Source organism: Glutamicibacter nicotianae, assembly GCF_002797775.1.
Classification (GTDB): domain Bacteria; phylum Actinomycetota; class Actinomycetes; order Actinomycetales; family Micrococcaceae; genus Glutamicibacter; species Glutamicibacter nicotianae.
Map to the genome: position 1 here is coordinate 1,477,738 of NZ_PGEY01000001.1, position 25,859 is coordinate 1,503,596.

Sequence of the window (25,859 nt, forward strand, 5' to 3'; positions counted from 1 at the left end):
TGCCACCCTGTAGAAAAAGAGTATGGCTCGTCAAACTCCCACGACTGGAAATGCCCTTTCCCAATCGGTCCTTGCAGGATTGATTACCACGATGGTGGGGTTCGTCGCATCCTTCGCAGTCGTTCTGGCCGGTTTGTTCCAGGTCGGCGCCTCGCGCGAACAAGCTGCCTCGGGTTTGCTCGTCCTATCCCTCACCGTAGGATTGAGCACCATTGCTCTGTCCTGGCGCCATCGCCTGCCGATCAGCATCGCCTGGTCCACTCCCGGGGCAGCCATGCTCGCCGCACTGGCGCCCGGGGAGTTCGGGTTCAACCAGGCGGTGGGGGCATTCATCGTTGGCGGAATACTCATCATGTCGGCCGGGTTGGTGCCGTCTTTGCACCGGCTGCTCACCCGGATTCCGGTGCCGATTGCCCAAGGCATGCTTGCAGGAGTCCTGATCCCGCTATGCCTGAAGCCCTTTACTGCAGTGGCCAGCATCCCGTTTCCCGCGCTGGGAATTTTGCTGGTGTTCTTCATCGGGCTTCGGATTCTTCCAAAATTTGCCGTCGCGCTGAGCATGCTGGCCGCAGTGGGTTTCGGCCTTTGGCACATTGGCCGCACCGAGGCGTGGGATTCGATCGAGGTGTTGCCGCAGCTGCAGTGGGTCAGCCCCGAATTCTCCTGGCAGGCGATTGCCAGCATCAGCGTTCCGCTGTTCGTGGTGACCATGGCGTCGCAGAACATCCCGGGAGTGGCTGTGCTCAGCTCCTTCGGGTATACGGCCCCTTGGCGATCCACCATGCTGGTGACCGGCGTGGGCTCGGCAGGCGGGGCGGTCTTCGGCGGACATGCAATCAACCTGGCGGCCATCACCGCGGCTCTGGCTGCCGGGGAGCAAGCCGGGGCAGATCCCCGGCTGCGTTGGCGGGCCGCGGCGAGTTCAGGCGTGTTCTACCTGGTCTTCGGGGCCTTGAGCGCACTGATCGTCTCTGTGGCCAGCGCCTCGCCCGAGGGACTGTTCCAGGCGGCGGCCGGCTTGGCTTTGCTGGCCACGCTCGCCAATGCCCTGCTCGGGGCGATGGCCGAGAGCGCGTGGCGGCTAAGTGCACTGGCCACCGTGCTGGTCGCCGCCGGAAATCTCACGCTCTTCGGGATCGGCGGAGCTTTCTGGGCCTTGGTCGCAGGGCTTTTAACGCACTTCATCGTCGAGCGCAACGCTCGACGATGAAGTGGCAAAAGCAGCTTTTCCAGCCTAGATGGCTGGTTCCCCGACCTGGCCCTCGCGGGCCAAGGCAGTCAGCCGGGAAACGGCACGGAAGTACTTCTTCTGGTAGCCGCCGGACATCATTTCCGGGGTGAACAGCTCGCTGAACGGCTTGCCCGAGGCCACGATCGGCACGTCCTTGTCGTACAGGCGGTCGGCAAGAACCACGAAGCGCAGGGCGATGGCCTGGTCGGTGATGGTATCCACGTTGTGCAGGACCAGCACATCGGTTTCGGCCACCAGCTGGCGGTAGCGCGACGGGTGCACCTTCGAGAGGTGGGCCACCAGATCATCGAAGTTGTCAACGGCCAGGGTCTTGTCCGGGTAGCGGTCCTGGGCGAAGGCTTCGATCTCCGCATCTTCCAGCGGCTCGGGGGCATCGGGCAGGCCTCGGTGGCGGAAGTCCTCGCCTTCGACGCGGTGCACGTCGAACTGCTCGGACAGGGTCTTGATCTCGCGCTGGAAGTCCACTGCCGCGAAGCGGCCCTCGCCCAGTGCGCCGGGCAGGGTGTTGGAGGTGGCAGCCAGCTTCACGCCGGCGTCGGACAGCTCGCGCATGAGGCGGGACATCAGCACGGTGTCTCCGGGATCGTCCAGCTCGAACTCATCGATGCAGACCAGCGAGTATTGGCTCAGCACTTCAACGGTCTGGCGGAAGGACAGCGCACCGACCAGGTTGGTGTACTCGACGAAGGTGCCGAAGGCCTTGCGGCCGGGAGCCGCATGCCACAGCGAAGCGAGCAGGTGGGTCTTGCCCACGCCGAAGCCGCCATCGAGGTAGATGCCGTTCTTGGTTTCCTTCTTCTTCCCGAACAGCTTGGAGAGGAACGAACCGGAGTTGTTCTTGCCCACGGACTCGGCGAAGGCCTTCAGCTTGGTGACCGCTTCGGCCTGCGACGGCTGGTTGGGATCCGGGCGATAGGTATTGAAGGATACTTCACCAAAGCGGTAGGACGGGTGGAAACCGGCCAGCAGTTCTTCGATTGAAAGATTCGGCTTGGTCTCGCTCAGGTGGGTGATCGTCGCCATTGGCTGTGGGAGTCCTTCAGTTGATTGCTCAGGAAATGGTCGGGAAGCCGTGGCTTGCCCATCGGCCAGTTTACCTTGAACGCGGCGATACATTGCCGAAAATGTCGTAGCCCACACTGTGTTCGCCATAGATGGGGACTAGGCTAGAAGCAACGCCCGTTGCCCGCTATGTCCAGCGTGGCAAAAACTGACACCCGCAAGGATCGTGATTAGGAATGTCGTTGCCCGTCGAGTCCAACGAGAAGTATGCAGCGTACGCTCACCCTGAACGCCTGGTTTCCACCCAATGGGTGGCTGACAACCTCGGAGCCGAGAATCTCGTAGTACTGGAATCGGATGAAGACATCTTGCTGTATTCCACCGGCCACGTGCCAGGTGCGCTGAAGATCGACTGGCACACCGAGCTGAACGACGAGGTCACCCGCGACTACGTCGACGGCGAGGGATTCGCGAAGCTGATGGCCGCCAAGGGCATCACCCGCGATTCGACCGTGGTCATCTACGGCGACAAGTCGAACTGGTGGGCAGCCTACGCGCTGTGGGTCTTCACCCTGTTCGGCCACGAAGACGTGCGCCTGATGGATGGCGGCCGCGACAAGTGGATCGCTGAAGGCCGCGAGCTGAGCACCGAGAAGCCCGCCGTCACCGCCACCGAATACCCGGTGATCGAGCGTGTCGACTCGGAAATCCGTGCGTTCCTCCCGGAGGTCCTGAACCACCTGGGCAACCCGCTGATCGACGTGCGTTCGCCCGAGGAATACACCGGCGAACGCACCCACATGCCGAATTACCCGGAAGAGGGCGCCCTGCGCGGCGGGCATATCCCCACCGCCGCATCGGTGCCCTGGGCCAAGGCGGCGGCCGAGGACGGCACCTTCCGCTCGCGCGAGGAATTGGAAGCCATCTACCTTGATGGCGCCGGCCTGAAGCCGGGCGATGACGTTGTGGCCTACTGCCGCATCGGCGAACGCTCCAGCCACACCTGGTTCGTGCTCAAGCACCTGCTCGGCTTCGAAACCGTGCGCAACTACGACGGCTCCTGGACGGAGTGGGGCAACGCGGTGGGTGTGCCAATCGTCCGCGGCGAAGCTGCCGGCGAAGTGCCTGCACAGCGTGGAGCCCGCGCATGAGCCAGCTGCCCGAGGCATTGAACGAGATCGTCGAGGAATTCTCCGAGGTTCCCGAGGCGGACCGCTTGGAGCTGCTGCTGGAGTATTCGCGCGAGCTGCCCGAGCTGCCGGCACGCCTTGCTGATCATCCCGAGCTTTTCGAGCAGGTCGTCGAGTGCCAGTCCCCGCTGTTCCTCGTCGTGGAGGTCTCGGCCGAAACCGATAACCCGGTAGGCCTGTTCTTCTCCGCTCCACCGGAAGCTCCCACCACCCGCGGCTTCGCTTCGGTGCTGGCTGCGGGCTTGGATGGCGCCAAAGCAGCAGAGATTCTCGCAGTCCCGGATGACATGCCCCAGCAGCTGGGTCTGACCCGTGCGCTGTCGCCGTTGCGCATGCGCGGCATGACGGCCATGCTCGGCCGCATCAAGCGCCAGATTTCAGAGCAGCTGGCTGCCTAGGGGCGAATCCCAAGCGCCGCGCAGCACCAAATAGCAACAGAGAAGGATCCCCAGGCACGTGGGCAAGAAGAAGCAGGCCGCGTCCACCCCGGCGACCGCCGCGCTGGACGCCGCAGGTATCAGCTATGTGGCGCACAGCTACACGCATAGCGACTCGGCCGAAAGCTACGGCGCCGAAGCGGCCGAGCAATTGGGAGCCAGCGGCGACCGGGTCTTCAAGACCCTGATGGTTTCCACCGGAGCCAACGCCACCCAGGACCTGGCCGTGGCGGTGGTTCCCGTGGATTCGAAGCTGGATCTGAAGGCGATCGGCATCGCGTTGGGCACAAAGAAAGCCCAGATGGCCGACAAGGCTGCCGCGCAGCGGCGCAGCGGCTATGTCCTGGGCGGGATTTCCCCGTTCGGGCAGCGCCAGAAAACCGATACCGTCATTGATTCCAGCGCCCAGCAGTTCGAGACGATCTTCATTTCCGGAGGTCGTCGCGGTTTCAGCCTGGAGATCGCTCCGCAGGATGCAGCGAAGGCGACCGGTGCCATTTGGGCGCCGATCGCCACCAGCTGATGTTTTGCTAGCCAAGCCAAGGGCCCTGCCTGCGAGCCGGCGATCCTTTGATCGTCCGCATCTCGCGGACAGGGCCCTTGGCTATCTGCGGCTAAATGATTTCGAGCAATGCCATGCGCTTGCCCAGGAAACCGGTAATCGCTTGCGCGAAACCCTGCGGATCCACATTCGGTTCCCGGGTGTGCCCGGCTTTGGAAAATGTCTTGAGCGTGACCAGGTCCGGTCGCAGCGCCGCCAGCTTCAGGCTCGGGCCGTTGGGCACGAATTCGTCATCACGGCTGTGCATGATCAGCGTTGGCAGCTTCAATTCATCCGCACGCTCCACCCAATTCAGCCGGCGCAAATTGACTGGCGCCGCTTGTCCGGTCACCCAGCGTCCCGCCTTGTTGGACAGCAGCCACTGGCCGAACAGGCCCACGGATTGCGGGATCTTGTTGGCCCGAGCCTGATGCGAAAGCACATCGACCCAATTGATGACCGGGCCAACCAGAATGAGTGAATCGATATGGCGGGCGAGCTCGCTTCGATCGGCGGTTTGCAGGCTGATGGCGCCGCCCATGGACCAGCCCATCAGGATGATCCGCTTCGCTCCGTTATCCAGTGCGAATTGGATGCCCGCTTCCACGTCATGCCATTCGGTATCACCCAGACCATAGCGTCCATCCGGCGCGCCGGGAGCCAAGCCGTCATTGCGGTAGCTCATCAGCAACGTGGTGACCCCGAGTTCGCCCAAGGCAGGCAGCGCACGGATGGTCTCATTGCGCCGGGCACCGCGGCCGTGCACGCCAATTACCCAGATGTCCTCGTTGGCGGAGCCGCGCACCAGCCAGGCCGGCCCGTCTCCCCCTTCCAACGGCACCACGACATCTTCGGCATCGAAGCCCAGATCGGAGGGATGCTCGTGGATGGCACCGGACAGGTTGCCGCGGCGCACCCCTTGGAGGGTGCCGTGGTAGACTTTCTCGATCTTGCGCGCCACCAGCCGGGGCTTGCCCGGTACCGGTTCCGGCGCGGAAAGCCGCAGGGCGCAGGAATCGAATTCTGTCAGGAAACTGCAGGGCCCGGGTTCGCTGGTATCGGAGTCCTTGGTGAAATGGAGCCAGAGCTTGCCCTCGGCATCGGTAACGACTTCACGAATGATGCTGTTGCCGGTGCGGCGTTCTTCCGGGGTCACTACGCGTCGGGCGAAGTATCCGGCGAGCGCTGAGACGCTGGCGGCGACCAAGGAACCGGCGCCCAGTCCCAGTCCCACCCCAATCAGGGTTGCAGGCACTGCGCTGCGGGGTTGCAAGGTATCTACGATGTTCCGAGCCATGTTTTCATCTTTCCATGAGCAGGCCCGGGAATCATCCAGCCTGCTCAAGCGTTTTATATTGCATGAGCGATGAATCGGTAAACCAATCAGCAACGTCACCAGACGAGGCGGCCGCGCGCAGCGATGTGCAGTGGCAGAAGATCCTCTCTCCCGAGGAATTCCATGTACTGCGCCAAGCCGGGACCGAGCGCCCCTTCACCGGCGAGTACTGGGATACCACGACCGAGGGCGTGTATTCCTGCCGGGCCTGCGGTTCGGAACTGTTCGCGAGCACCACGAAATTCGATGCCGGCTGCGGCTGGCCCTCCTTCTTCGCGCCTTTGGCCGAGGACCGGGTGCGCTACATCAGCGATGAGTCCCTGGGCATGAAGCGAGTTGAGGTGCGCTGCGCCAATTGCGATTCGCACATGGGCCACGTTTTCGAGGGCGAAGGATTCAAGACCCCGACTGATTTGCGTTACTGCATGAACTCCTTGAGCCTGACCCTGCGCCCGGCCCAGGGCTAATGCCCTTGACGGTGGCAAGGCGTGGATCACATTTAGAGCAAGAGTTGCTTATTCACTAAGGTCTTAGCATCACCTTTTCTGTTGTTTGGGCGTAGCGTTCAAGGTAAGCACTTGAACGCTTCCCCAAACATGAAAAAGAAGGTGTATGAAATGACTCAGATTTCCTCCAAGCCAGTACCGGCCACCGACGCAGAAGTACTGCAGATCGCAAACTCGCAAGCTTGGCTGAAGCTGAAGTCTGCCGCCACCGAGTTCCAGGGACTGCAGGCTCAGGACGGTTCCTTGGCCGATAGCGCTTTCGCACCGAAGGCCGTCGAACTCGTTGATTCCATCATCGAGTCGGTGCAGTCCCTGCGCCCGCACTTCGAGCACGATGCCGAATACCTCGAGCAGCTGGTCGCGGATCTGCGCCAGTGGGCCGATGCCGGCTTCGGCGTGCCCGACTTCCTCGATTCGCTGATGCAGTTCCAGCCGCAGACCCAGCGCATCGATGGGCTGCTGCACCTGGTGCTTTTCCCGATGTACACGCAGAACGGCTCGACCAACCGCCACCTCGAAGCTGTACTGGTGCAGGTGATGTGGCCCGAGTTCATCGCCGACCTGGAAGCCAAGGACTACACCAACGCGCTGTTCGTGCCGCTGCGCTTCATCGACTTCACCGAAGGCTACAACACCAATTCCGCCGTGCTCTTCCCGGAGTCCGTAGCGATCCGCGAGACCCCGTCATTCACCTGGGGCGCAATCTTCCAGGATCGTGAAGCAGTGCGCTTCCGCAAGGTCCTTCAGGAAGCCAGCCGCATCACCAACCTCGAGTTGCCTGCGGACGCAGCAGAGCTGCTCAAGGACCAGCACCTGACCGAAGAAACCTTCATCATGTGGGACCTGATCCACGACCGCACCCACATGCGTGGCGACCTGCCGTTCGATCCGTTCATGATCAAGCAGCGCATGCCCTTCTTCCTGTACTCTCTGGAGGAATTGCGTTGCGATTTGACCGCGTTCCGCGAATGCATGAAGATCGCCGCGAATCCGGATTCGGATGAGAAAAGCGCCAAGATGGCCAAGCTCGTGCAGTACGCGGTGATCTTCGACCGCATCTTCCGCTTCGCCATCACCGGCTCGCGCGTGCGCAACTACGACGGCCTCGGCGGCCAGCTGCTGTTCGCCTGGATGCACCAGCACCATGTGCTGCACTGGACCGACACCAAGCTGAGCATTGACTGGGATCAGGTGCCCGAAGTGGTTGCAGCCTTGGGGGATGCGATCGACGAACTGTACTGGAAGTCCATCGACCGCCCGAAGCTGGCTCACTGGCTTGCAGCCTACGAACTGGTTTCCGCCACCGTCACCCCGAACCCCGCTTCGGTCTGGGCCAAGGGCCCCGAGGCCCTGCCGCTGACCGCACCGCTGCGCGAAATCACGGACCAGGTCATGGACGACGAATTCCCGCTGTCGATGTTCTATGAAGCACTGAACAAGAAGATGGCCTCCGTCATCGAATCGACCAAGGGCATGACCGGGGCAACGAAAATCTAGCCTTTCCTCTAGGCTGGAAAATGTGAGCAGAGAAAGCATCTCCTTGAACGAGACATCCAAATTAGTGCTCCTTGCCGGCGCTACTTCCGCCTCCGGCATTGCCAGCGCCACCGCGCTGGTTGATGCCGGAGCGCGGGTGCTTGCGGTAGGAAGCAACCAAGACCGGCTCGATGAGCGCCTGCCGTTCGTCCATGCACGCTATGAATGCGATCTGGGCGACTTCGCCGCCGTCAAGCAACTGGCGCTGCAGGTCCATGAAGAGCACGGCAGCATCGATGCGCTGATCCATCTGGTTGGCGGCTGGCGCGGCGGCAAATCCATCACCGGGCAAAGTGACGAGGACTGGGAGTTCCTGCACCACAGCGTGCTGACCACCCTGCGCAACACTTCCCGCGCGTTCGTCGATGATCTGGTCTCTTCCCCCGCAGGACGCTTGGCCATCGTGAGCGCCGAAGCGGTGCTGAACCCGACCCCGTCCAATGCCAACTACGGAGCCATCAAGGCCGCCGCGGAGCATTGGGTCAATGCGATCGCCCGCCTGTTCGCCAAGCAGGCCGAAAACGCCGCCGCAGTGAGTTGGGTCGTCAAGGCATTGAGCGACAAGTCACCTGAGGAAGCCCCTTCCGGGCATACCCCGGTGCAATTCCTCGCCCAGGCAGCCGTGGACCTGCTGGAGCAGGATGCCGGCGAGTTCAATGGCGCCCGCATCGCCTTGCCCAAGGCCTGATGATTGGCCAGGACACGCACCCAGGCGCGACCTGGCATCGCACACCACTTCACCCCTTGAACCACTAAGGACCACCTCAGCATGACTTTTACCCACGACGCTTCGGTTCGCGGATTCGCTTCGGATAACTACTCGGGCGTGCACCCGCGGATCATGGATGCCATTGCCCGCGCCAATGGCGGCCACCAGATTTCCTACGGCGAAGACCAGTACACCGAGGAACTGGGCAACGTCGCCCGCAATACTTTTGGCCCCGAAGCCCAGATCTTCCCGGTGTTCAATGGCACCGGTGCCAACGTCATCGCGCTGCAGTCATTGCTGCCGCGCTGGGGCGCGGTCATTTGCGCATCGTCGGCGCATATCAATGTGGACGAGAACGGTGCGCCCGAGCGCATCGGCGGCTTCAAGCTGCTGCAGGTGGATACCCCGGACGGCAAGCTCACCCCGGAGCTGATCGACCAAGAAGCATGGGGCTGGGGCGACGAGCACCGCGCGCAGCCGCTGGCCGTGTCGATCACCCAGGCCACCGAGCTGGGCACGCTGTACACGCCCGAGGAGATCAAGGCCATCACCGACCACGCGCACAAGCTGGGCATGAAGGTGCATCTGGATGGCTCGCGCCTGTCCAACGCCGCGGCATCCCTGGGCGTTCCGCTGCGCGCGCTGACCACGGATGCCGGCGTGGATATCGTCTCGCTCGGAGGCACCAAGAACGGCATCCTGCTCGGCGAGGGCATCCTGACCCTGCGCAGCGAGCTGGCCAAGGATCTGAAGTACCTGCGCAAGATGAACATGCAGCTGGGTTCCAAAATGCGTTTCATCTCCGCCCAGCTGATCGAGCTCTACGGCACCGATCTGTGGCGCGAATTGGCGAGCCATTCCAATGCCATGGCCGCCAAGCTCTCGCAGGCAGTCGAGGAAATTGATGGCGTCCAGCTGGTCTACCCCACCCAGGCCAACGGCGTCTTCGCCCAGCTGCCTACCGAAGTCAGCGATCAGCTGCGCGAGCACTTCCGCTTCTACGACTGGGACCGCGCGGCCGGCCAGGTGCGCTGGATGTGCTCTTTCGACACCACCGAGGTAGATGTTGCCGCGTTCATCGCGAAGCTGCGCGAGCTGATGGGCGCCTACGCCGCCGCATAGCATGCAGTCCCGGTCGGCGTGCCGTACCCATGCGCGGGTACGGCACGCTTAGACTCAAATTGTGACCAATGATCGCCCTGCTTCCGCCATTCCGAAGGCCTTTGCCAAGGCCCTTGACGAGTTGTCGCATGCCAAGGTGCGCAAGGAACTGAAATTCACCGAAATCCCGGCCCCCGGCAGGCTGGCTCCTTTCGCGCTGGCGCTCAGCGGCGATGTGATGGATGTGGTTGCCCCCGGACACGGACCCCAGAGCCAGGAAATCGGCCGCACCCCGTTCCTGCAACCAGCCGAGCAGCTTGCCACCGGTCGCTTCATTCTCCTTTTCGACCCGGCGGGCCAAGAGCTATGGAATGGCCAGTTCCGCATCGTCACCTATATTCGCGCCCGGCTGGATCATGAAATGGGCCAGGATTCCATGCTGGCTTCGGTCGCGTGGTCGTGGCTCGAAGAAGCTCTGCGCGAGCGCGACGCCGCCTACCATTCAGCAGGCGGCACCGCGACCCGCGTGATTTCCGAGTCCTTCGGCAACCTAGCCGGGGAACAAGACCACATCGATATCGAGCTGCGCGCTTCATGGTCGCCGGACTCGGATCATCTAGGCGCGCACCTGAGCGCGTGGGCAGATATGGTCTGCACTTTTGCCGGACTGCCGCCCTTGCCCGAAGGTGTGCAGCAACTGCCCCACCGCCGCCTGAGCTAGCGATCATCGCTGCGGTGGCGCCGATTAGTCCTAGAATGGAAGCATCATGCCGAATTCTGACTCTTCCGCTCCCGCATCATCCACTCCCGCCGCAGAGGCTGCCGCGCCGGTTCTGACACCGCTGGCCGCACCGCGCGACGGGATCCCCGAAGTCATCGACACCGCACCAGCGTTGCGCCGTGCAGTACGTGCCTTGGAAGCGGGCACCGGCGACTTGGCCGTGGATACCGAAAGAGCCAGCGGGTTCCGCTATGGCCAGCGCGCCTTCCTGCTGCAGATCCGCCGAGACGGCTCAGGAACATGGCTGATCGATCCGGAGACCTTGGATGACTTGGCGCCGCTGCGCGAGTTCGTCAACCAGCAGCCCTGGATCCTGCATGCCGCCACCCAGGATTTGCCCTGCCTGCATGAATTGGGCATGTCACCGACCTCGCTGTTCGACACCGAGATGGCTGGCCGCCTCGCAGGATTCCCCAGAGTTTCCCTGGGCACGATGGTCGGCGAATTGCTCGGGCTGCAGTTGGCCAAGGAGCATTCGGCCGTCGACTGGTCCACCCGCCCGCTACCCGAATCGTGGCTTAATTACGCCGCGCTGGATGTGGAAGTCCTCGAAGAGCTGCGCCAGGCCATCGCCCAGGTGCTCGAAGAGCAGGGCAAGCTGGAGTTCGCCCGACAGGAATTCGAGCATGAGCGCACGTTGCCCGACCCTGTCCCGGCAGAAACGCCGTGGCGGAAATTATCCGGCATCCATAAGCTCAAGAGCCGCCGCAACCTCGCGGTAGCCCGCGAACTGTGGATCTCGCGCGAATCCCTGGCCCAGAGCCGCGACGTGGCCCCAGGCCGGCTGATCCCGGATCGCGCCATCATGGCAGCTGTGGAGCAGCGCGCCACCAGCGTTCCGGCGCTCTTGCAGATTCCGGGGTTCCACACACGCAATGCCAAGCGCGATGCCGCGCGCTGGGTCGATGCCATCCAGCGCGGCAACAGCACCCGCGACCTGCCCGATCTGCGGGCACCCAAAAACGGTCTGCCGCACCCCCGCTCCTGGGCCGAGAAGAACCCTGATGCCGCGAACCGCTTGGAAGCTGCCAAGCAAGTGGTCAATGACGTGAGCGAGCAGTGGAACATTCCCGGCGAGAATCTGGTGACTCCCAAGTACCTGCGCGAGGTGTGCTGGAATGCACCGGCGCGGATCAGCGAAGCCAGTGTGGCGGACATGCTGGAAAACCTCGGTGCCCGCCAATGGCAGCGTGAACTGCTTTCGGACAAGCTGGCCGCGGCATTGAAGCAGGCCTGAGCGGATCCGCAGAGTAATTCGCCGAAGGTTCACCGATTCGCGGGGATCGGCAACTTGCACTTCAAGTTACTCCTGAGTAACGTATGGTTCAGGTCACAGTGATGCTGGCCACTGCCCTGTACTCCACGGGCAGCATGAACCAACGCAAGGAGCCCGACGGTGACTGCCAACGCTTCGACCGTGCGCAACAGCGCGCACCCATCGCTCGACGACCGCGATGTCGTCTTCATCGACGGGGTACGCACCCCGTTCGGCAAAGCCGGCGACAAGGGAATCTACCACGGTACCCGCGCCGATGACCTTGCCGTCAAGGCGGTACGCGGCCTGCTGGAACGCAACCCTGAAGTACCCGCCGAGAAAATCGACGAAATCTCCATCGCCGCAACCACGCAGACCGGCGACCAGGGCCTGACCTTGGGCCGCACCGTCGGCCTGCTCTCCGGCATCCCCCAGTCCGTGCCCGGCTTCGCCATCGACCGCATGTGTGCCGGGGCCATGACAGCGGTGACCGCGACCGCAGGCGGCATCGCCTTCGGCGCCTACGACGTTGTCGTCGCCGGCGGCGTGGAGCACATGGGCAACCACCCCATGGGCGCCGGAGCCGACCCGAACCCGCGTTTTCTCTCCGAGCGCATCGTCGACCCTCAGGCATTGAACATGGGCAATACCGCAGAGAACCTGCACGACCGCTTCCCGGCGATCACCAAGGAACGCGCCGACCGCTACGCCGTCGCATCCCAGGCAAAGCTGGCCAAGGCCTACGAGAACCAGCAGATCCAGGCAGACCTGATCCCCGTGGCCGCCAAGCGCCCGGGCGAAGGCTGGGCCGTGAACACGGTTGACGAACCTCCGCGGCCGGGAACCACCATGGAATCGCTGGCCGAATTGCGCACCCCATTCCGCGCCCACGGACGCGTGACCGCAGGCAACGCAGCCGGCCTGAACGACGGCGCCACCGCCGCCCTGCTGGCCAGTGGCGCCGCAGTGCGCGAACTGGGCTTGGAACCGAAGATGCGCATGGTCTCCTTCGCCTTCTCCGGCGTGGAACCGGATGTGATGGGCTACGGACCGGTTCCGTCCACCGAAAAAGCCCTGGCCAAGGCCGGCCTGGACATCAACGACATCGGCCTGTTCGAAATCAACGAGGCCTTCGCCGTCCAGGTGCTCTCCTTCCTCGACTACTACGGAATCGACCAAGACGATGAGCGGGTGAACCGCTACGGCGGGGCCATCGCGGTGGGCCACCCGCTGGCCTCCTCCGGCGTGCGCCTGATGTCCCAGCTGGCCCGCCAGTTCTCCGAGGACCACTCGGTGCGCTACGGCATCACCACGATGTGCATCGGCCTGGGCATGGGCGGCACAGTGATCTGGGAAAATCCAAACCACTCGGACTTCGGCAGCAAGGCATAAGGAAGAGACAATGACTGCATTGAGCAAAGATTTCCAGGCTGTCGCGCAGCTGATGCACGACGAGACCGTCACCCACTCCTACGTGAAGGATGTGGCACTGCCCAGCGGCAAGACCATGGCGCTGCTGACCCTGGACAACGGGCTGGACCACAAGAAGCCGACTACGCTCGGGCCCAACGGCCTGCTGGAATTGCGCGCTGCGCTTGAAGTCCAGGCAGAACGCGCGAAGAACGGCGAGATCCACGCACTGGCGATCACCGGCAAGCCATTCTTCCTGATCGCCGGCGCCGACCTGTCGGCCGTCACCCGCCTGAGCGAACCAAGCCAGGCCACGGCCATGGCTTCGCTGGGCCATTACACCTATGAGCTGCTTGCCGATTTGGGCGTCCCCACCTTCGCCTTCATCAACGGCCTGGCGCTCGGCGGCGGCCTGGAAATCGCACTGGCCTGTAACTACCGCACGGTCAGCACCACCGCCGGCGCACTGGGCTTGCCGGAAGGCTTCCTCGGCCTGATCCCGGGTTGGGCCGGCGTCTACCGCCTGCCACGCCTGGTCGGTCCGGAGAACGCGCTGAAGGTCATGATCGAGAACCCGCTGAACAACAACCGTACGCTCTCCGGTCCGGCCGCCGCGAAGATGGGCGTTGCCGATGCCCTATTCGAATCGGCCGACTTCATCGAGCATTCAATTGCCTTCGCTGACGGCGTCATCTCCGGAACCACCGAGGTCAAGCGCCCCAACGCCGTTGACCCCAGCGATCCCGAAGTTGCCCGCCGCTGGCTTGAGGCGGCCGATGCCGCCGAGAAGTTCGTCGACGCAAAGCTTTCCGGCGCGGCCCCCGCGCCGTACAAGGTGCTGGAGGTCTTCCGCCGGGGCCTGGCCATCTCGCAGCAGGAGTCGGCCGCCCTTGAGGTCGAGGCATTGACCGGGCTGATGCGCACCCCGCAGTTCCAGAACACCGTGTACGCCTTCCTGGACCTGGTCCAGAAGCGCGGAAAGCGTCCGGCTGGCGCACCGGATCCCAAGCTCGCCCGCCCGGTCACCAAGGTGGGCGTCGTCGGCGCCGGCCTGATGGCCAGCCAGCTGGCCCTGCTGTTCGTCCGCCGGCTGAACGTGCCGGTGGTGATCACCGATCTGGATCAATCGCGGGTGGACAAGGGACTGGCCTACATCCACGGCGAGATCGACAAGCTGCACGCCAAGGGCCGGATGAGCCAGGATGCGGTGAACCGCACCAAGGCCCTGGTTACCGGCTCGGTCACCAAGGAGGCATTCGCCGATGCCGATTTCGTCATCGAGGCAGTCTTCGAAGAACTGAGCGTGAAGAAGCAGGTTTTCGCAGAGGTTGAAGCCGTGGTCTCCCCCGAGTGCATCCTGGCCACCAACACTTCCTCGCTCTCGGTCGCCGAGATGGGCCGCGACCTTGAGCACCCAGAACGCCTGGTCGGCTTCCACTTCTTCAACCCGGTCGCGGTGATGCCGCTGCTGGAAATCGCCGCTACCGAATGGACCAGCGATTCCGCGCTGTCCACCGCGTTCGTGCTGGGCAAGAAGCTGAAGAAGACCGCGGTGAAAACCAAGGATTCCGCCGCGTTCGTGGTCAACCGCGTACTGCTTCGCCTGATGAGCGAAGTCCAGGCAGCTTTCGATGAGGGCACCGACGCGAAGACAGCTGACTCGGCACTGGCCCCAATGGGCCTGCCGATGACCCCGCTGACCCTGTTGGCAATGGTGGGCCTGCCGGTCGCGCAGCACGTCAACGAGTCGCTGAACGCCGCTTTCGGCGATCGCTTCACCATCTCGGAGAATCTGCAGAAGCTGATAGATGCAAAGATCACAACCCTCTGGGTCAAGGACGAGGCAGGCAACCAGGTGCTCAACCCTGAAGCTGAAAAGCTGATGTCCTTCGGCGATCATCCCTCGACCGGAGAACAGATCCTGGCCCGTGTCCAGGACGCGCTGGCCGAAGAAATCGGACTTCTGCTGGATGAAGGCGTCGTTGCCGAAGCCGCCGACGTTGACCTGTGCATGATCACCGGTGCCGGCTGGCCGATGCACCTGGGCGGCATAACCCCGTATCTTGACCAGGTTGGCGCCTCCGAACGCGTCAACGGCAAGAAGTTCAACGGCTAGTACCCAACCGGCCGTTTTTGGTTGCATCGCTTTTCCCTGGGCGCTGGAACCAGGCAAGGAGCTGAGACTCTTCCCCATCGGGAAGCTGGTCTCGGCTCCTTGCTGCCTTGAACATGGGCGAACCCCGTACAGCTGGATCCGCTGTACGGGGTTCGCGCGTTCTGAGGAGCTGCGCCTGCTAGCAGCTAGATGATGTCCTCGCCGTTGCGACGGGCTTCCAGCCATTCCTGGATGAAACCCCTGCTGATGAAGAACAGCACTCCTGCTACGATCGCTGGCCATACCAGCACATACAGGCTCAAGAAAAACGCCGTCATTATTTGCCTCCCAGGCTCTGTGCGTCGCGTCCGGCTTCTGCGGTTTCGGCTTGCGCCTCAACTACGTCGAAGTCGCCGGTGCGTATCGCGATCACATCGAAGTCGAATTCCATCTTGGATCTGAAGGACATGAGGTAGCAGACGATGGTACTGACCGAATAGGCCACCAGCGACGCGCTCAAGGTGGTGTAATCGCGGAGGAAACCGAAGGCGAACGGAGCGCTGACCAGGATTGCCACGACTCCGACAATCTTGGCGACGCGCAGGCCGAAGAAGCCGAAACTCATCAATGCCAGGACCACGCCGATGCCAATCACCGCGAGCAACTCGATCAGGAATCCGGTGATGCCGTTGATTGGGATCAGTTCGAAGCGAACCGGGATGAAGATCGCCAGGGCAACCAGTACCGAGACGGTGAAGGCCTTGTTCGTGACCTTCTTCCAGTAGAAGCTGGCCAAAACCGGGAATACCAGTGCGCCCCAAAGGGCACCAACGAAGACCAGCAGGTCCAGAATATTCAGCTGCATGCTCGCGAAAGCGACTGCCAGGGCCGTGGCGACGACCATGGTCGCACGCCCAATGAGCAGCATCTTCTTCGGATCAGCCTTGTCCTTGCCGGCGACGTTCTGCCCGTATACGTCAGCCATCATGATCGAAGACAGCGCCGCCAAGTCAGAGTCGGCTGTGGACGACAGCGCACCAATAATCATGATGAAGAACAGCGCCAGCAGAACACCGGGCAGGTAGCTGGCTGCCATCTCAGGAATGAGGTTGTTCATGTCGCCACCGGATGGCTCGAATCCGAGGTACAGTGCCAGCACACCGAGCATGCCCACGCCGATGACCATCGCGCCGTATCCGACGGTTGCGGTGATGAACGTCGGCTTGATCAGGTCCTCGCGCACTGCGAACAGACGCTGGGCAATGGTCTGGTTGCCGATTGCGTAGGCCAGTACCGCGGCAATATACGGTGCGCCCTGGCCCAGGAATGCTTCGGAAGAGAAGAAGTTGGACTGCTGCGGGGTCAGGTTGCTTGCGCCGGTTTCGAACGCGGCCGGAAAGCCTGCGGCAAAGAAGATGACTGGCACGATAATCGCCACGGCGCCGAGCATCGCAACGACCTGGAGAAAGTCGGTCAGCACCGAAGCACGGAACCCGGACCACAGGGTGTAGAGCAGAACGCCACCGGCGACGGCCAGCACGCCCTGGATGAAGTTGAAGGGCGAGAGCATCGAGATCAATACGCCGCCGGCAATGAAGTTGGACATCAGGGAGATGACCGAACCGACAATATTGGATCCGGCTAGCATCAGCTGGCTGGAGCGGCCGTGGCGTGCGTGCATGACCTCGGCGAGGGTGTGCGCGCGTGGCGCGACCTTGCGGATCCGCTTGCCGAATGGGTAGATGAACAGAATCATCAACGCACCCCAGAGACCGTAGTGGATGGGGCCGGAGATTCCGTAGGTGTAGCCGGACGTGGCCGAGGCATACATCGACGAAGCCCAAATCCACGTCGCGGTCATACTCGCAGCAGAAATGCCGAATCCGATTTTATTTCCCGCCGTCATGTAATCGTCGGCGTTTTCCTTCTTTTTCCCGATCCGGGTGGAAATTAAAAAGGTTCCTCCGTAGAAGAGCACCAAAAGCAAGACAACAGTTAGGGCGCTGAATTGCACGATTTCGTTATCCACGCGCCACCTCCCTCTTTTAGACAGTGATGAGATCCGCGCCGGGAGCTATTTGCTCAACCGGCGACTTGTCCTGCACGTCTTCCCGCGAGATGTCATCGCAAGGGGTAAATTTCAGCTGACGCGCACAAGCCCCTGGGCCCATGAATCACTTCCCTACACTCAAGTTTCGTTCGTTTCTCATTCGTATCGTTCATCCCTGGTAACGGGGAACACCACCTTCTGGATTCACTCCAGAACCTGGTGTTTTGGCTTCACAACGTGAATCCAGACCCCTGGCTCGCCTGCATCTCGCTTGCGGCTATCCAGCCTTGCGCGTAACGGCGCTTCGGGTCAGTAACAGGCGTGGCATTCGCATTGGCGAATACCGCCTGTTTTCCATCGGAGGACTGCTACCTGGAACTCAACACGCGATCACCGCGCGGAGTATCTCGGTCGGCGTCAATATGCCTGACAGGTGAACAGTTAAAGCACTCTCCGAAAATGTTAGCTTCAACTAGCTATCCAAATATTAGCATGAATGCAAAGATATCCGAACTATCAGCCGCCAGGCAGTGAGCCAGCCGACCAGCCCGCCAAGCGCGAACCAAGCCATTCAAATCAATCCATCTCCTGCATCAATTACCAGACGGCGTTCATTCGCGCGTAACGGCGCGCACGAAAACAGGAAAATCTCAGCAGGAAAATATCTAGATTTGGCCACTTCCAGCCCAACTGCAAGTCGGCATTGCGACGAAGCTCCACGCGCAGGTAAAACCCCACCTAGATTACTAACCATGGGCAGAACCCAGGGCTCAAGCCGCATCCAACGAGACCGGCCCCCAACGGCCCACGCTGTGAATTCGACGCCGATGCATAAATATGCATAAGGTTCGATAGCCGGGTTGGTGAACGGCAAATGAACAGCGCCTTTGCCGGTTGCATTCCACGAACGCGGCGATCACCAAGCACGGGCGTTCGGCACTTAGCGCCAGCACAGAGATCTCTGCCAGAATGGGATCATGACTGACATTGCCCGACCAGCCCGCCGCACGTTCATGTGCGCTTCGGCAGCACTTGGCTCCGCCGCTCTTCTGACCGCCTGCGGTGATGGACATTCTGAAGCAGACACCCCCGAGGCATTGCCGATCCCGGAACCAACCGGCGAAGGACAGGCGCTCATGAAGACGAAGGATCTGCCCGTTGGATCACGCGCCTTGGCACCGGCCAAGGATCCGTCCGGAAAGGATGTCGGCATTCTGCTTTTCCGCAAGGATGAGAAGACCGTATTGGCGTACTCGAACGTTTGCACCCATCAGGGTTGCGCGGTAACCCCTAAATCCAGCAAAGAAGATTTCTACTGCGCCTGCCACGGCTCACGATTTGCACCCGCTGACGGAACCGTAACCGATGGTCCAGCTATCGCTGCCTTGCCACGATACGCTGCGGCAATTCAAGGCGACGACATCATCGCCTACGTCACCGCCGCAGAGTAGTTTCCCAGCTCTAATCAAGCGCGAAGGGCTGAACCCCACAGGGTTCAGCCCTTCGCGCTTGGCCCAGATGCCGCTAGAACAAGGCAACCTTTTCCGGAGCCGGGAAGAGCTCGTCCATCTGGGCCCGCTCGGTCTCCGTCGGAACCCAGCGCACGGCAGCGGCGTTGGCGCGTATCTGCCCGGGACGAGTAGCGCCCGCAATCACCGAGGCCACAGGCGACTGCCCGGCCAGCCACGAGAACGCCAATTCGACCGGCGTCAGATCCCGTTCGGCAGCGAAGGCATTGAACCGGTCCAGCTGCTCGAAGTCGCTGGTTTCCACCAGGTGCTGGCGCGCATGCGTCAGGCGGGTGCCCTCCGGGGCGTGCCCCTTGGAGTACTTGCCGGTCAGCAGCCCGTTCGCGAGCGGGAAATAAGGCAAAACACCCAGGTCGAATTCACGAGCAGCCGGCAGCACTTCGAGTTCCGCGCGGCGGTCAATCAGGTTGTAGTGGTTCTGCGCCGAAATGAAGCGTTCGGTTCCCAACTCACGGGCGACGTACTCCGCCTGGGCAATTTGCCAGCCGGAGCGATTCGAATGGCCGATATAGCGAACCTTGCCACTAGACACCAGATCATCCAGGGCCCGCAAAGTTTCCTCAATAGGGGTCTTCGCATCCGGCGTATGGAATTGGTACAGGTCGATGTAGTCAGTTCCCAGTCGCTTGAGCGACGCTTCGACCGCTCTGACAATATAGCGGCGCGAGCCTCGTGCGTTGAAGTCTGGTCCGTTCACGCCCTGCATATCCATGCCGAACTTGGTGGCCAGCACGATGTCCTTGCGTGCAGGACCCAGCGCCCTGCCGAGGCGGATTTCGGAAAGCCCCGGTTCCTTGCCATAGATGTCCGCGACGTCGAAGAGCGTGATGCCCGCATCGAGGGCCGCCTTGATCACTGCGTCGGTTCCTTCCTGGGATTCCGTTGCAGTACCTGCGCGGCCAAGGTTGTTGCAGCCTAGCCCGACGACGGAAACGCTCAGGCCGCTGCGGCCTAGCTGACGGAATTCCATGGACACCTCATCTGTTGGTTTGCTCATCCGCTTCACTGAGCGACGTTATACCCCTAGGCTATCTGGTAGGTACATGTGCTCAACATTTCACGGCACAATTCACTGCATTGCATATTTATCCATTAGGATGGAGACATGTCTAAAGTTCTTACCAATCTCCCTGTAGGCGAGCGCGTCGGTATCGCGTTCTCCGGTGGCCTCGACACCTCGGTCGCAGTAGCCTGGATGCGCGACAAGGGCGCCATTCCTTACACCTACACTGGCGACCTCGGCCAGTACGACGAGCCAGATATCGATGCAGTACCCGGCCGTGCGCTGGAGTACGGTGCAGAGAACTCCCGCCTGGTTGATTGCAAGCCTGCCTTGGTTGAAGAAGGCTTCGCAGCACTCGCCTGCGGCGCTTTCCACATCCGCACCGGCGGCAAGACGTACTTCAACACCACCCCGCTGGGCCGCGCCGTCACCGGCACCCTGCTGGTTCGCGCCATGCGCGAAGATGGCGTGGACGTCTGGGGCGACGGTTCGACCTACAAGGGCAACGACATCGAGCGCTTCTACCGCTACGGTTTGATGGCCAACCCGAAGCTGCGCATCTACAAGCCATGGCTGGATCCGAACTTCGTTGCAGAACTCGGCGGCCGCCAGGAAATGTCCGAATGGCTGCAGGAACACGGTTTCCCATACCGCGACTCGGCTGAAAAGGCCTACTCGACCGACGCCAATATCTGGGGCGCGACACATGAGGCGAAGACCCTGGAACTGCTCGACAGCTCCATCGAATCCGTTGAGCCGATCATGGGCGTGAAGTACTGGGACGAAAACGTCGAGATCAAGACCGAAGACGTTTCGATTTCCTTCGTCGCCGGCCGCCCGGTGGCCATCAATGGCAAGGAATTCACCGATCCGGTGGCCCTGGTCAACGAGGCAAACATCATCGGTGGGCGCCATGGCTTGGGCATGAGCGACCAGATCGAGAACCGCATCATCGAGGCCAAGTCCCGCGGCATCTACGAAGCACCTGCAATGGCGCTGCTGTACATCGCCTACGAACGCCTGGTCAACGCGATCCACAACGAAGACACCGTGGCCAGCTACCACAACGAAGGCCGCCGCCTGGGCCGCCTGATGTACGAAGGCCGCTGGCTGGACCCGCAGGCCCTGATGCTGCGCGAATCGCTGCAGCGCTGGGTCGGCTCGGCCATCACCGGTACCGTGACCATCCGCTTGCGCCGCGGCGACGACTACACCATCCTCAACACCGAGGGCGAGAACCTGAGCTACCACCCGGACAAGCTGTCCATGGAGCGCGTAGGCGATGCAGCCTTCGGCCCGGTTGACCGCATCGGACAGCTGACCATGCGCAACCTGGACATCGCCGACTCCCGAGGCCGCCTGGAACAGTACGCCAACATGGGACTGGTCGGCGGCACCACCGCCAAGCTGGTCGGCTCGCTGGAAGCCGGCGGAGCCGACGCGATCGTGAACGCTACCCAGGTCGACAGCGACGATCTGGCTACCGACCGCGCTATCGAGTCTGCTGCCTTCGACGCAGGCACCGACTAGGCTCTGACGCCCCGGCGTTGAACGCTAAGAGCTCGGGCGGATGCTTCCTTGAATGGAACCATCCGCCCGAGCTTTTTTGTTGCCTGGACCGCTGCGCGGCCTGCGCGCAGGGTTGCAGCGCGGCGGGGTTTAGGAGGTCAGCCCGTTGAGCGTCGCCAGGGACTGCAGGGCCATGATGAATCCGACCAGCGCGAGGAACCTGAGGGTGCCGTGCAAGGCCGCCCCGAGCCGGGTGTCCTCCGCCGGGAGCGTGACCGCTTCCTCCGCCAGCCAGGTGACCAGCGTGATCACGGTGCCGATCAACGCGATCTGCTCCTCGGGAAGCGACATCGTCTTGGCCAGCGCGAGCCCCGCGGAAAAGCCGATCAGCACCTGGGCGGCCGGCCACAGCATCGCTTTCAGGGTGCGGCGGGGCTTGGCCCGCTCGACGGCCACAGCTAGGCTTCGATCAGCGGCAGCAGCGGGCTGACCGCGATGGTGAAGCCGACCAGCGAGACCAGGCGCAGCACCAGCCGGATCCGGGCGCCGGAAGTGGTGTTCGGTGCTGGCAGGCGGAAACCCTGCTCGACGATCCAGGCTGCGATCACCACGATGACGCCAGCCAGAGCCAGCTGCGCGGGGCCGGCCCCGGAGAACAGCGAGGTGATGCCGATGCCGATAATGACGCCAACGCAGGCCTGGAACACCAGGTGCAGCGGTGTGCGGGTTGCGCCCATCCGCGGCGCCTTACGCTGAGCGCCAGGGGTTTCGTCCCGGTCTTCTTGTGGAATCATTTCTCCTTGTATCCTGCTCGTTCAAACCTGCGCCTTCGCTGCACTGCGCGAAGACACCAAATCCTTGGACAGCAGCACGCCGCTGCCGCCGCTGAAAACCACGGTACCCAGCTGCGCAGCCTGGGCCACTTCCTCGAAGCCCAGGGAGCGGTGGAGCGCCAATGACGCGGCGTTCTGCGCATTGACCACGCACCATGCGCTCGAAGCGCGCTGGGCAATCCAGTCCAGCCGTGCTTCCGTCAGGCTCCGACCCACTCCCCGATGCCGGCATCCGCGGTCGACCTCGATCCCAGCCAGGTAATAACCAGCTGGAGCTGTTGCATCAGCTGGTTCCCACCAATGGGCACGGGACCAGCCAAGCAGTTGGCCATCCAGGTTCTTGATGACCAGCTGGCGCTCTCCGTTCCCCCACAGTTCAGGTTCTGCATGGCGCCCCAAGCTTTGGGACAGCCTGCGGATGGCCGGGTAGTCCACTGCCCGCATCGGTTGCGGCGCGGGAATGCCCAGTCCCATCTGCGGCTAGTCGATGGACATGGGCTTTGACGGCATTGGGTGGGCCATCTTCAGCTTGTTCACTTCAGCGTAGGGTGCGACGCCGATGCTCATCTTGGTGAAGTCCAGCTTCGCTTCGCGGATGCACGTCTTGATCGCCGCAACTGCCAGTTTTGGCGCTGGAGAGAGTACCCTGATGTTCAGCTTGCGGTTGCCGAAATCGCTGGACTCCACGGTGCCCAGTCCGCGCCATGCCAGGTGGCCGGTCAATGCTTCCTTGGCTTTCTTTTCAAGGTAGTGGTCACGCTCGGTGCCGTTGGCCGACTTCAGCGCATACTGGACGATCACCCACGACTGGTCTTCCGCTTCAATTTCCTTGTAGCCAGCTTCTGCACAGGCTTCCATGAAGCCGGCGAACAACTCGTCCGCGCGATCGTTGTCGACGTCCTGCACATCGCTGGTTTGCGACATATGGCCAACGGAGCCGTGGTTGATCACGAACTGGCCCAGTTCTTCGTCCTCGAACTGCTGGAACCACGCTTCGCGGAAATGCAGTACGTTCTTCTCATCCAAACGGTAGGTGCGAACAATCGCCATAGGTTTTCCCTTTTCAGGTCAGTGAATCATTCAAGTATGAAATTCTTGGACAGCTTCAGGCTGTCGCGAGGTCCGCGACTTTAGCTAACCATGATTCCCGATGTGCATGGTTGAACGGAGGCGAATTCTCCGCCACGGATTCCAAGAGCTTCTCGCTGGTATCGCGAACTGAATCCTGGAGCTTTTGCGGATATCCCATCGACACCGAGTGCTCTGCGAACTCGTCCTCGTCATCAAGGAACGTGCCTTTGCTCCGGGAACGGATGACATCCAGATCCAGGTCAATGGAGTTGATTTCCCACGCGTCACGTTTCATCTGCAACCAACCGACATTGCTGGACAGGTCAATGTAGACATCGAAATCTTCTGAGGCATCCGAATACATCGTGGCGACCCAGTCTCCACGATGCGGGATCAGGCACAACGCGTTGGTGGCAGCCAGGTGGGCGGTTCCTGGACGGGCGACCAGGGAACCGGCTGGCTGATGCAGCCAGTGGCCGAATTCGTCCTGTCCAAGGTAGAAGCCCGGGACAACCCAGTGCGGACTCCCGTCGAACTTCCACGCGCGCGCGACAACGAGCGCGCCGAAGCCGATGTTCTCAGGGCTGCGGGGCAGATCTGCCGGGCAACCTCTCAAGGTGCTCACAGCTTCGGGATCTGTCCGGTGGGAAGGTCCTGGCCAGGCAGCGGGCGGGCGAAAGGCACCTTGGTACCGAGCACCTGTGCGAGCGTATCGCGGGCTACCTGCTTGGCGGTCAATCCGACGCGTTCAAGCACCTCTCCACGGGTGCCGTGAGCCAAGAATTCCGTAGGCAGGCCCACTTCGTTCAACGCGGTGTCCACCCCTGCGGCACGCATCTCGGTGCGCAGGCGCGAACCGACGCCTCCGGCACGCACGCCGTCCTCAATGCACACCACGATGCGGTGGCGGGCAGCCAGGGAAATCACCGACTTCGGCATCGGCAGAACCCAGCGCGGGTCGACGACGGTGACCGACACACCCTGGCTGTTCAGGCGCTGGGCAACATCCAGCGACAGCTCGCTCATGGCACCGACCGAAACGATCAGGACATCCGGCGCCGACCGGTCCCCCAGCCGGGCCAGCACGTCCACGCCATCAGGCAGGCGATCCACGGCTTCCACCGGCTCTCCCACCGAGCCCTTGGAGAACCGCACGACGCTCGGCGCATCGTCGATATCCAGGGCTTCGCGCAGTTCTTCGCGCAGGCGGTCCGCATCGCGCGGTGCGGCCAGGTGCAGGTTGGGCACGATCTGGGTCAGCGCCATATCCCACATGCCATGGTGGCTGGCACCGTCCGGGCCGGTGACTCCTGCACGATCCAGCACAATGGTGACGCCGGCCTTATGCAGGGCCACGTCCATCAGCAGCTGGTCGAAGGCGCGGTTCAAGAAGGTCGCGTAGACGCAGACGACAGGATGCAGGCCACCGAAGGCAAGGCCTGCCGCGGTGGTCATGGCGTGCTGTTCGGCGATGCCAACGTCGATCACGCGGTCGGGGTGCTCCTGGGACATCTGCTTCAGGCCCACCGGCTGCAGCATGGCACCGGTGATCGCCACGATGTCCTCGCGCTCATTGGCCACGGCGGCGATTTCCTCGCCGAAGACGCTCGTCCAGCTTTGCGCACTGGGCTTGGACACTGGCAGTCCGGTGACCGGATCGATTACGCCAACCGCGTGGAACTGGTCAGCCTCATCGGCGCGGGCCGGGGCGTACCCATGGCCCTTCTCGGTCAGGGCGTGGACCAGCACCGGGCCGGCGTACTGCTTCGCCTGCTGCAGCGCCTCTTCTACGGCACGCTGGTTGTGCCCATCGATCGGGCCGATGTACTTCAGGCCAAGGTCTTCGAACAATCCCTGCGGAGCCCACCAGTCCTTGATGCCCTTCTTGGTGGCATGCAGAGACTTGTAGGTGAAGTCGCCGATGGGACCCGAGCCCTTAAGCTTGACTTTGAGCTTGTCCATGGCGTTCTCGTACGCGGGGTGGGTGCGGAACTTGTCCAGCTGCTGGCGCAGGCCGGAAAGCTGGTTGGCCAGGCCGCCGATGGTCGGGGCGTAGGAGCGGCCGTTGTCGTTGACCACGATGACCGCTTTGCGGTCCTTGTCGGCAGCGATGTTGTTGACCGCTTCCCAGGCCATGCCGCCGGTCAGGGCGCCATCGCCGACCAGCGCCACGGCGTAGCGGTCATTGTGATTCATCAACTTGTTCGCGCGGGAAATGCCGTCAATCCATGACAACGAAGAGGAGGCATGGGAGGACTCGACAACGTCGTGTTCCGATTCACCGCGGTCGGGGTAGCCGGACAGGCCGCCTTGCTGGCGCAGGGTCTCGAAGTTCTGGCGTCCGGTCACCAGCTTGTGCACGTACGACTGGTGCCCCGTGTCGAAGACGATGGAATCAGTGGGGGAATCGAATACGCGGTGGATGCCCAGGGTCAATTCGATCACGCCGAGGTTCGGGCCCAGATGCCCGCCGGTCCGTGCGACATTGTCGATGAGGAAACTGCGGATTTCCTCTGCCAAGTCGCCGAGCTGTTCAAGGGTAAGCGCCCGCAGGTCGCTTGGTTTCTTGATGGTCTTCAGTAAAGACACGTTCATCCCCTTCACAAATTCGCCGACAATAGGCTGGAAAGCCCATGCGAAATACCCAGTTTACCGCGTCCAAGGCTTCTTTCATTATCCGCCAACGTTCCTGCTGGTGCTAATTTCCCGGCAA

At 62.3% G+C, this 25,859-nt stretch carries 25 protein-coding genes; 14 read left to right on the forward strand and 11 right to left on the reverse strand.

Annotation, left to right across the window (positions count from 1 at the left end; all coding sequences use genetic code 11):
* Nucleotides 1-22: 22 nt before the first annotated feature.
* Nucleotides 23-1,210, forward strand: a complete 1,188-nt coding sequence (locus tag ATK23_RS06815; RefSeq protein ID WP_066144490.1) for a benzoate/H(+) symporter BenE family transporter — start codon at nucleotides 23-25, stop codon at nucleotides 1,208-1,210.
* 24 nt (nucleotides 1,211-1,234) lie between these two features.
* On the opposite strand, the gene zapE is transcribed toward ATK23_RS06815, so the two are convergent.
* Nucleotides 1,235-2,275, reverse strand: a complete 1,041-nt coding sequence (gene zapE / locus ATK23_RS06820) for a cell division protein ZapE (protein WP_038991827.1) — start codon at nucleotides 2,273-2,275, stop codon at nucleotides 1,235-1,237.
* 215 nt (nucleotides 2,276-2,490) lie between these two features.
* Here zapE and ATK23_RS06825 point away from each other — a divergent pair, with 215 nt between their 5' ends.
* The 3 genes from ATK23_RS06825 to ybaK are packed head-to-tail and all read left to right on the forward strand — an operon-like array spanning nucleotide 2,491 to nucleotide 4,404.
* On the forward strand, nucleotides 2,491-3,405 hold the full coding sequence (locus ATK23_RS06825) for a sulfurtransferase (protein WP_038991828.1): 915 nt from the start codon (nucleotides 2,491-2,493) through the stop codon (nucleotides 3,403-3,405).
* Nucleotides 3,402-3,842, forward strand: a complete 441-nt coding sequence (locus ATK23_RS06830) for a SufE family protein (protein ID WP_066144487.1) — start codon at nucleotides 3,402-3,404, stop codon at nucleotides 3,840-3,842. The genes ATK23_RS06825 and ATK23_RS06830 overlap by 4 nt, the downstream gene beginning before the upstream one ends.
* Nucleotides 3,843-3,900: 58 nt before the next feature.
* Complete coding sequence (gene ybaK / locus ATK23_RS06835; RefSeq protein WP_066144484.1) at nucleotides 3,901-4,404, forward strand: Cys-tRNA(Pro) deacylase; 504 nt, start codon at nucleotides 3,901-3,903, stop codon at nucleotides 4,402-4,404.
* Between the two features lie 91 nt (nucleotides 4,405-4,495).
* Here ybaK and ATK23_RS06840 read toward each other — a convergent pair whose 3' ends face one another.
* On the reverse strand, nucleotides 4,496-5,719 hold the full coding sequence (locus ATK23_RS06840; protein ID WP_066144481.1) for an alpha/beta hydrolase family protein: 1,224 nt from the start codon (nucleotides 5,717-5,719) through the stop codon (nucleotides 4,496-4,498).
* Between the two features lie 62 nt (nucleotides 5,720-5,781).
* Between ATK23_RS06840 and msrB the strand changes: the two genes are divergently transcribed.
* From msrB to ATK23_RS06880, 8 genes are all read left to right on the forward strand, one after another.
* Nucleotides 5,782-6,225, forward strand: a complete 444-nt coding sequence (msrB, locus tag ATK23_RS06845; RefSeq protein WP_066144478.1) for a peptide-methionine (R)-S-oxide reductase MsrB — start codon at nucleotides 5,782-5,784, stop codon at nucleotides 6,223-6,225.
* A 150-nt stretch (nucleotides 6,226-6,375) separates the two neighbouring features.
* Nucleotides 6,376-7,761, forward strand: a complete 1,386-nt coding sequence (locus ATK23_RS06850) for a DUF6421 family protein (protein ID WP_066144527.1) — start codon at nucleotides 6,376-6,378, stop codon at nucleotides 7,759-7,761.
* Between the two features lie 22 nt (nucleotides 7,762-7,783).
* Nucleotides 7,784-8,488, forward strand: coding sequence for an SDR family NAD(P)-dependent oxidoreductase (locus ATK23_RS06855; protein WP_233125264.1), 705 nt, complete (start codon nucleotides 7,784-7,786; stop codon nucleotides 8,486-8,488).
* Nucleotides 8,489-8,569: 81 nt separating this feature from the next.
* Entirely contained in the window at nucleotides 8,570-9,631 is a 1,062-nt protein-coding gene (locus ATK23_RS06860) for a threonine aldolase family protein (RefSeq protein WP_066144475.1), read from the forward strand.
* 61 nt (nucleotides 9,632-9,692) lie between these two features.
* Nucleotides 9,693-10,331, forward strand: a complete 639-nt coding sequence (locus ATK23_RS06865; RefSeq protein WP_066144472.1) for a DUF3000 domain-containing protein — start codon at nucleotides 9,693-9,695, stop codon at nucleotides 10,329-10,331.
* Nucleotides 10,332-10,377: 46 nt separating this feature from the next.
* Nucleotides 10,378-11,628 (forward strand): ribonuclease D, encoded by a 1,251-nt coding sequence (locus tag ATK23_RS06870; RefSeq protein ID WP_066144470.1) that lies wholly within the window; start codon nucleotides 10,378-10,380, stop codon nucleotides 11,626-11,628.
* A gap of 159 nt (nucleotides 11,629-11,787) precedes the next feature.
* A complete protein-coding gene (locus ATK23_RS06875; protein WP_174520625.1) occupies nucleotides 11,788-13,038 on the forward strand; it encodes a thiolase family protein in 1,251 nt (416 codons plus the stop codon).
* A gap of 10 nt (nucleotides 13,039-13,048) precedes the next feature.
* Nucleotides 13,049-15,172, forward strand: a complete 2,124-nt coding sequence (locus ATK23_RS06880) for a 3-hydroxyacyl-CoA dehydrogenase NAD-binding domain-containing protein (RefSeq protein WP_066144467.1) — start codon at nucleotides 13,049-13,051, stop codon at nucleotides 15,170-15,172.
* A 185-nt stretch (nucleotides 15,173-15,357) separates the two neighbouring features.
* On the opposite strand, the gene ATK23_RS16525 is transcribed toward ATK23_RS06880, so the two are convergent.
* Together ATK23_RS16525 and ATK23_RS06885 are read right to left on the reverse strand one after the other, a co-directional pair.
* The gene (locus tag ATK23_RS16525; RefSeq protein WP_038991847.1) at nucleotides 15,358-15,489 is read right to left on the reverse strand and encodes a putative transporter small subunit; all 132 of its coding nucleotides are present in this window, start codon (nucleotides 15,487-15,489) and stop codon (nucleotides 15,358-15,360) included.
* Entirely contained in the window at nucleotides 15,489-17,180 is a 1,692-nt protein-coding gene (locus ATK23_RS06885) for a sodium:solute symporter family protein (protein ID WP_066144462.1), read from the reverse strand. Before ATK23_RS06885 ends, ATK23_RS16525 begins: the two co-directional genes overlap by 1 nt.
* Before the next feature lie 998 nt (nucleotides 17,181-18,178).
* On the opposite strand from ATK23_RS06885, the gene ATK23_RS06890 reads away from it, so the two are divergent.
* Nucleotides 18,179-18,652, forward strand: coding sequence for a Rieske (2Fe-2S) protein (locus tag ATK23_RS06890; protein ID WP_038991849.1), 474 nt, complete (start codon nucleotides 18,179-18,181; stop codon nucleotides 18,650-18,652).
* A 73-nt stretch (nucleotides 18,653-18,725) separates the two neighbouring features.
* Here ATK23_RS06890 and ATK23_RS06895 read toward each other — a convergent pair whose 3' ends face one another.
* Nucleotides 18,726-19,700, reverse strand: a complete 975-nt coding sequence (locus ATK23_RS06895) for an aldo/keto reductase (protein ID WP_066144457.1) — start codon at nucleotides 19,698-19,700, stop codon at nucleotides 18,726-18,728.
* Between the two features lie 135 nt (nucleotides 19,701-19,835).
* Here ATK23_RS06895 and argG point away from each other — a divergent pair, with 135 nt between their 5' ends.
* A complete protein-coding gene (gene argG, locus ATK23_RS06900; protein WP_038991851.1) occupies nucleotides 19,836-21,263 on the forward strand; it encodes an argininosuccinate synthase in 1,428 nt (475 codons plus the stop codon).
* A 129-nt stretch (nucleotides 21,264-21,392) separates the two neighbouring features.
* On the opposite strand, the gene ATK23_RS06905 is transcribed toward argG, so the two are convergent.
* The 6 genes from ATK23_RS06905 to dxs are packed head-to-tail and all read right to left on the reverse strand — an operon-like array spanning nucleotide 21,393 to nucleotide 25,735.
* Entirely contained in the window at nucleotides 21,393-21,698 is a 306-nt protein-coding gene (locus ATK23_RS06905; protein WP_066144454.1) for a hypothetical protein, read from the reverse strand.
* 2 nt (nucleotides 21,699-21,700) lie between these two features.
* Complete coding sequence (locus ATK23_RS06910) at nucleotides 21,701-22,036, reverse strand: hypothetical protein (protein ID WP_157066441.1); 336 nt, start codon at nucleotides 22,034-22,036, stop codon at nucleotides 21,701-21,703.
* 21 nt (nucleotides 22,037-22,057) lie between these two features.
* Entirely contained in the window at nucleotides 22,058-22,549 is a 492-nt protein-coding gene (locus ATK23_RS06915) for a GNAT family N-acetyltransferase (RefSeq protein ID WP_066144449.1), read from the reverse strand.
* Nucleotides 22,550-22,555: 6 nt separating this feature from the next.
* Nucleotides 22,556-23,125, reverse strand: a complete 570-nt coding sequence (locus ATK23_RS06920) for a hypothetical protein (RefSeq protein ID WP_066144447.1) — start codon at nucleotides 23,123-23,125, stop codon at nucleotides 22,556-22,558.
* 55 nt (nucleotides 23,126-23,180) lie between these two features.
* Nucleotides 23,181-23,771 carry a DUF402 domain-containing protein gene (locus tag ATK23_RS06925; protein WP_066144445.1) on the reverse strand — a complete coding sequence of 197 codons (591 nt, stop codon included), beginning with the start codon at nucleotides 23,769-23,771 and terminating at the stop codon, nucleotides 23,181-23,183.
* Nucleotides 23,768-25,735 (reverse strand): 1-deoxy-D-xylulose-5-phosphate synthase, encoded by a 1,968-nt coding sequence (gene dxs, locus ATK23_RS06930; RefSeq protein WP_066144520.1) that lies wholly within the window; start codon nucleotides 25,733-25,735, stop codon nucleotides 23,768-23,770. The genes ATK23_RS06925 and dxs overlap by 4 nt, the downstream gene beginning before the upstream one ends.
* Between the last annotated feature and the right edge of the window lie 124 nt (nucleotides 25,736-25,859).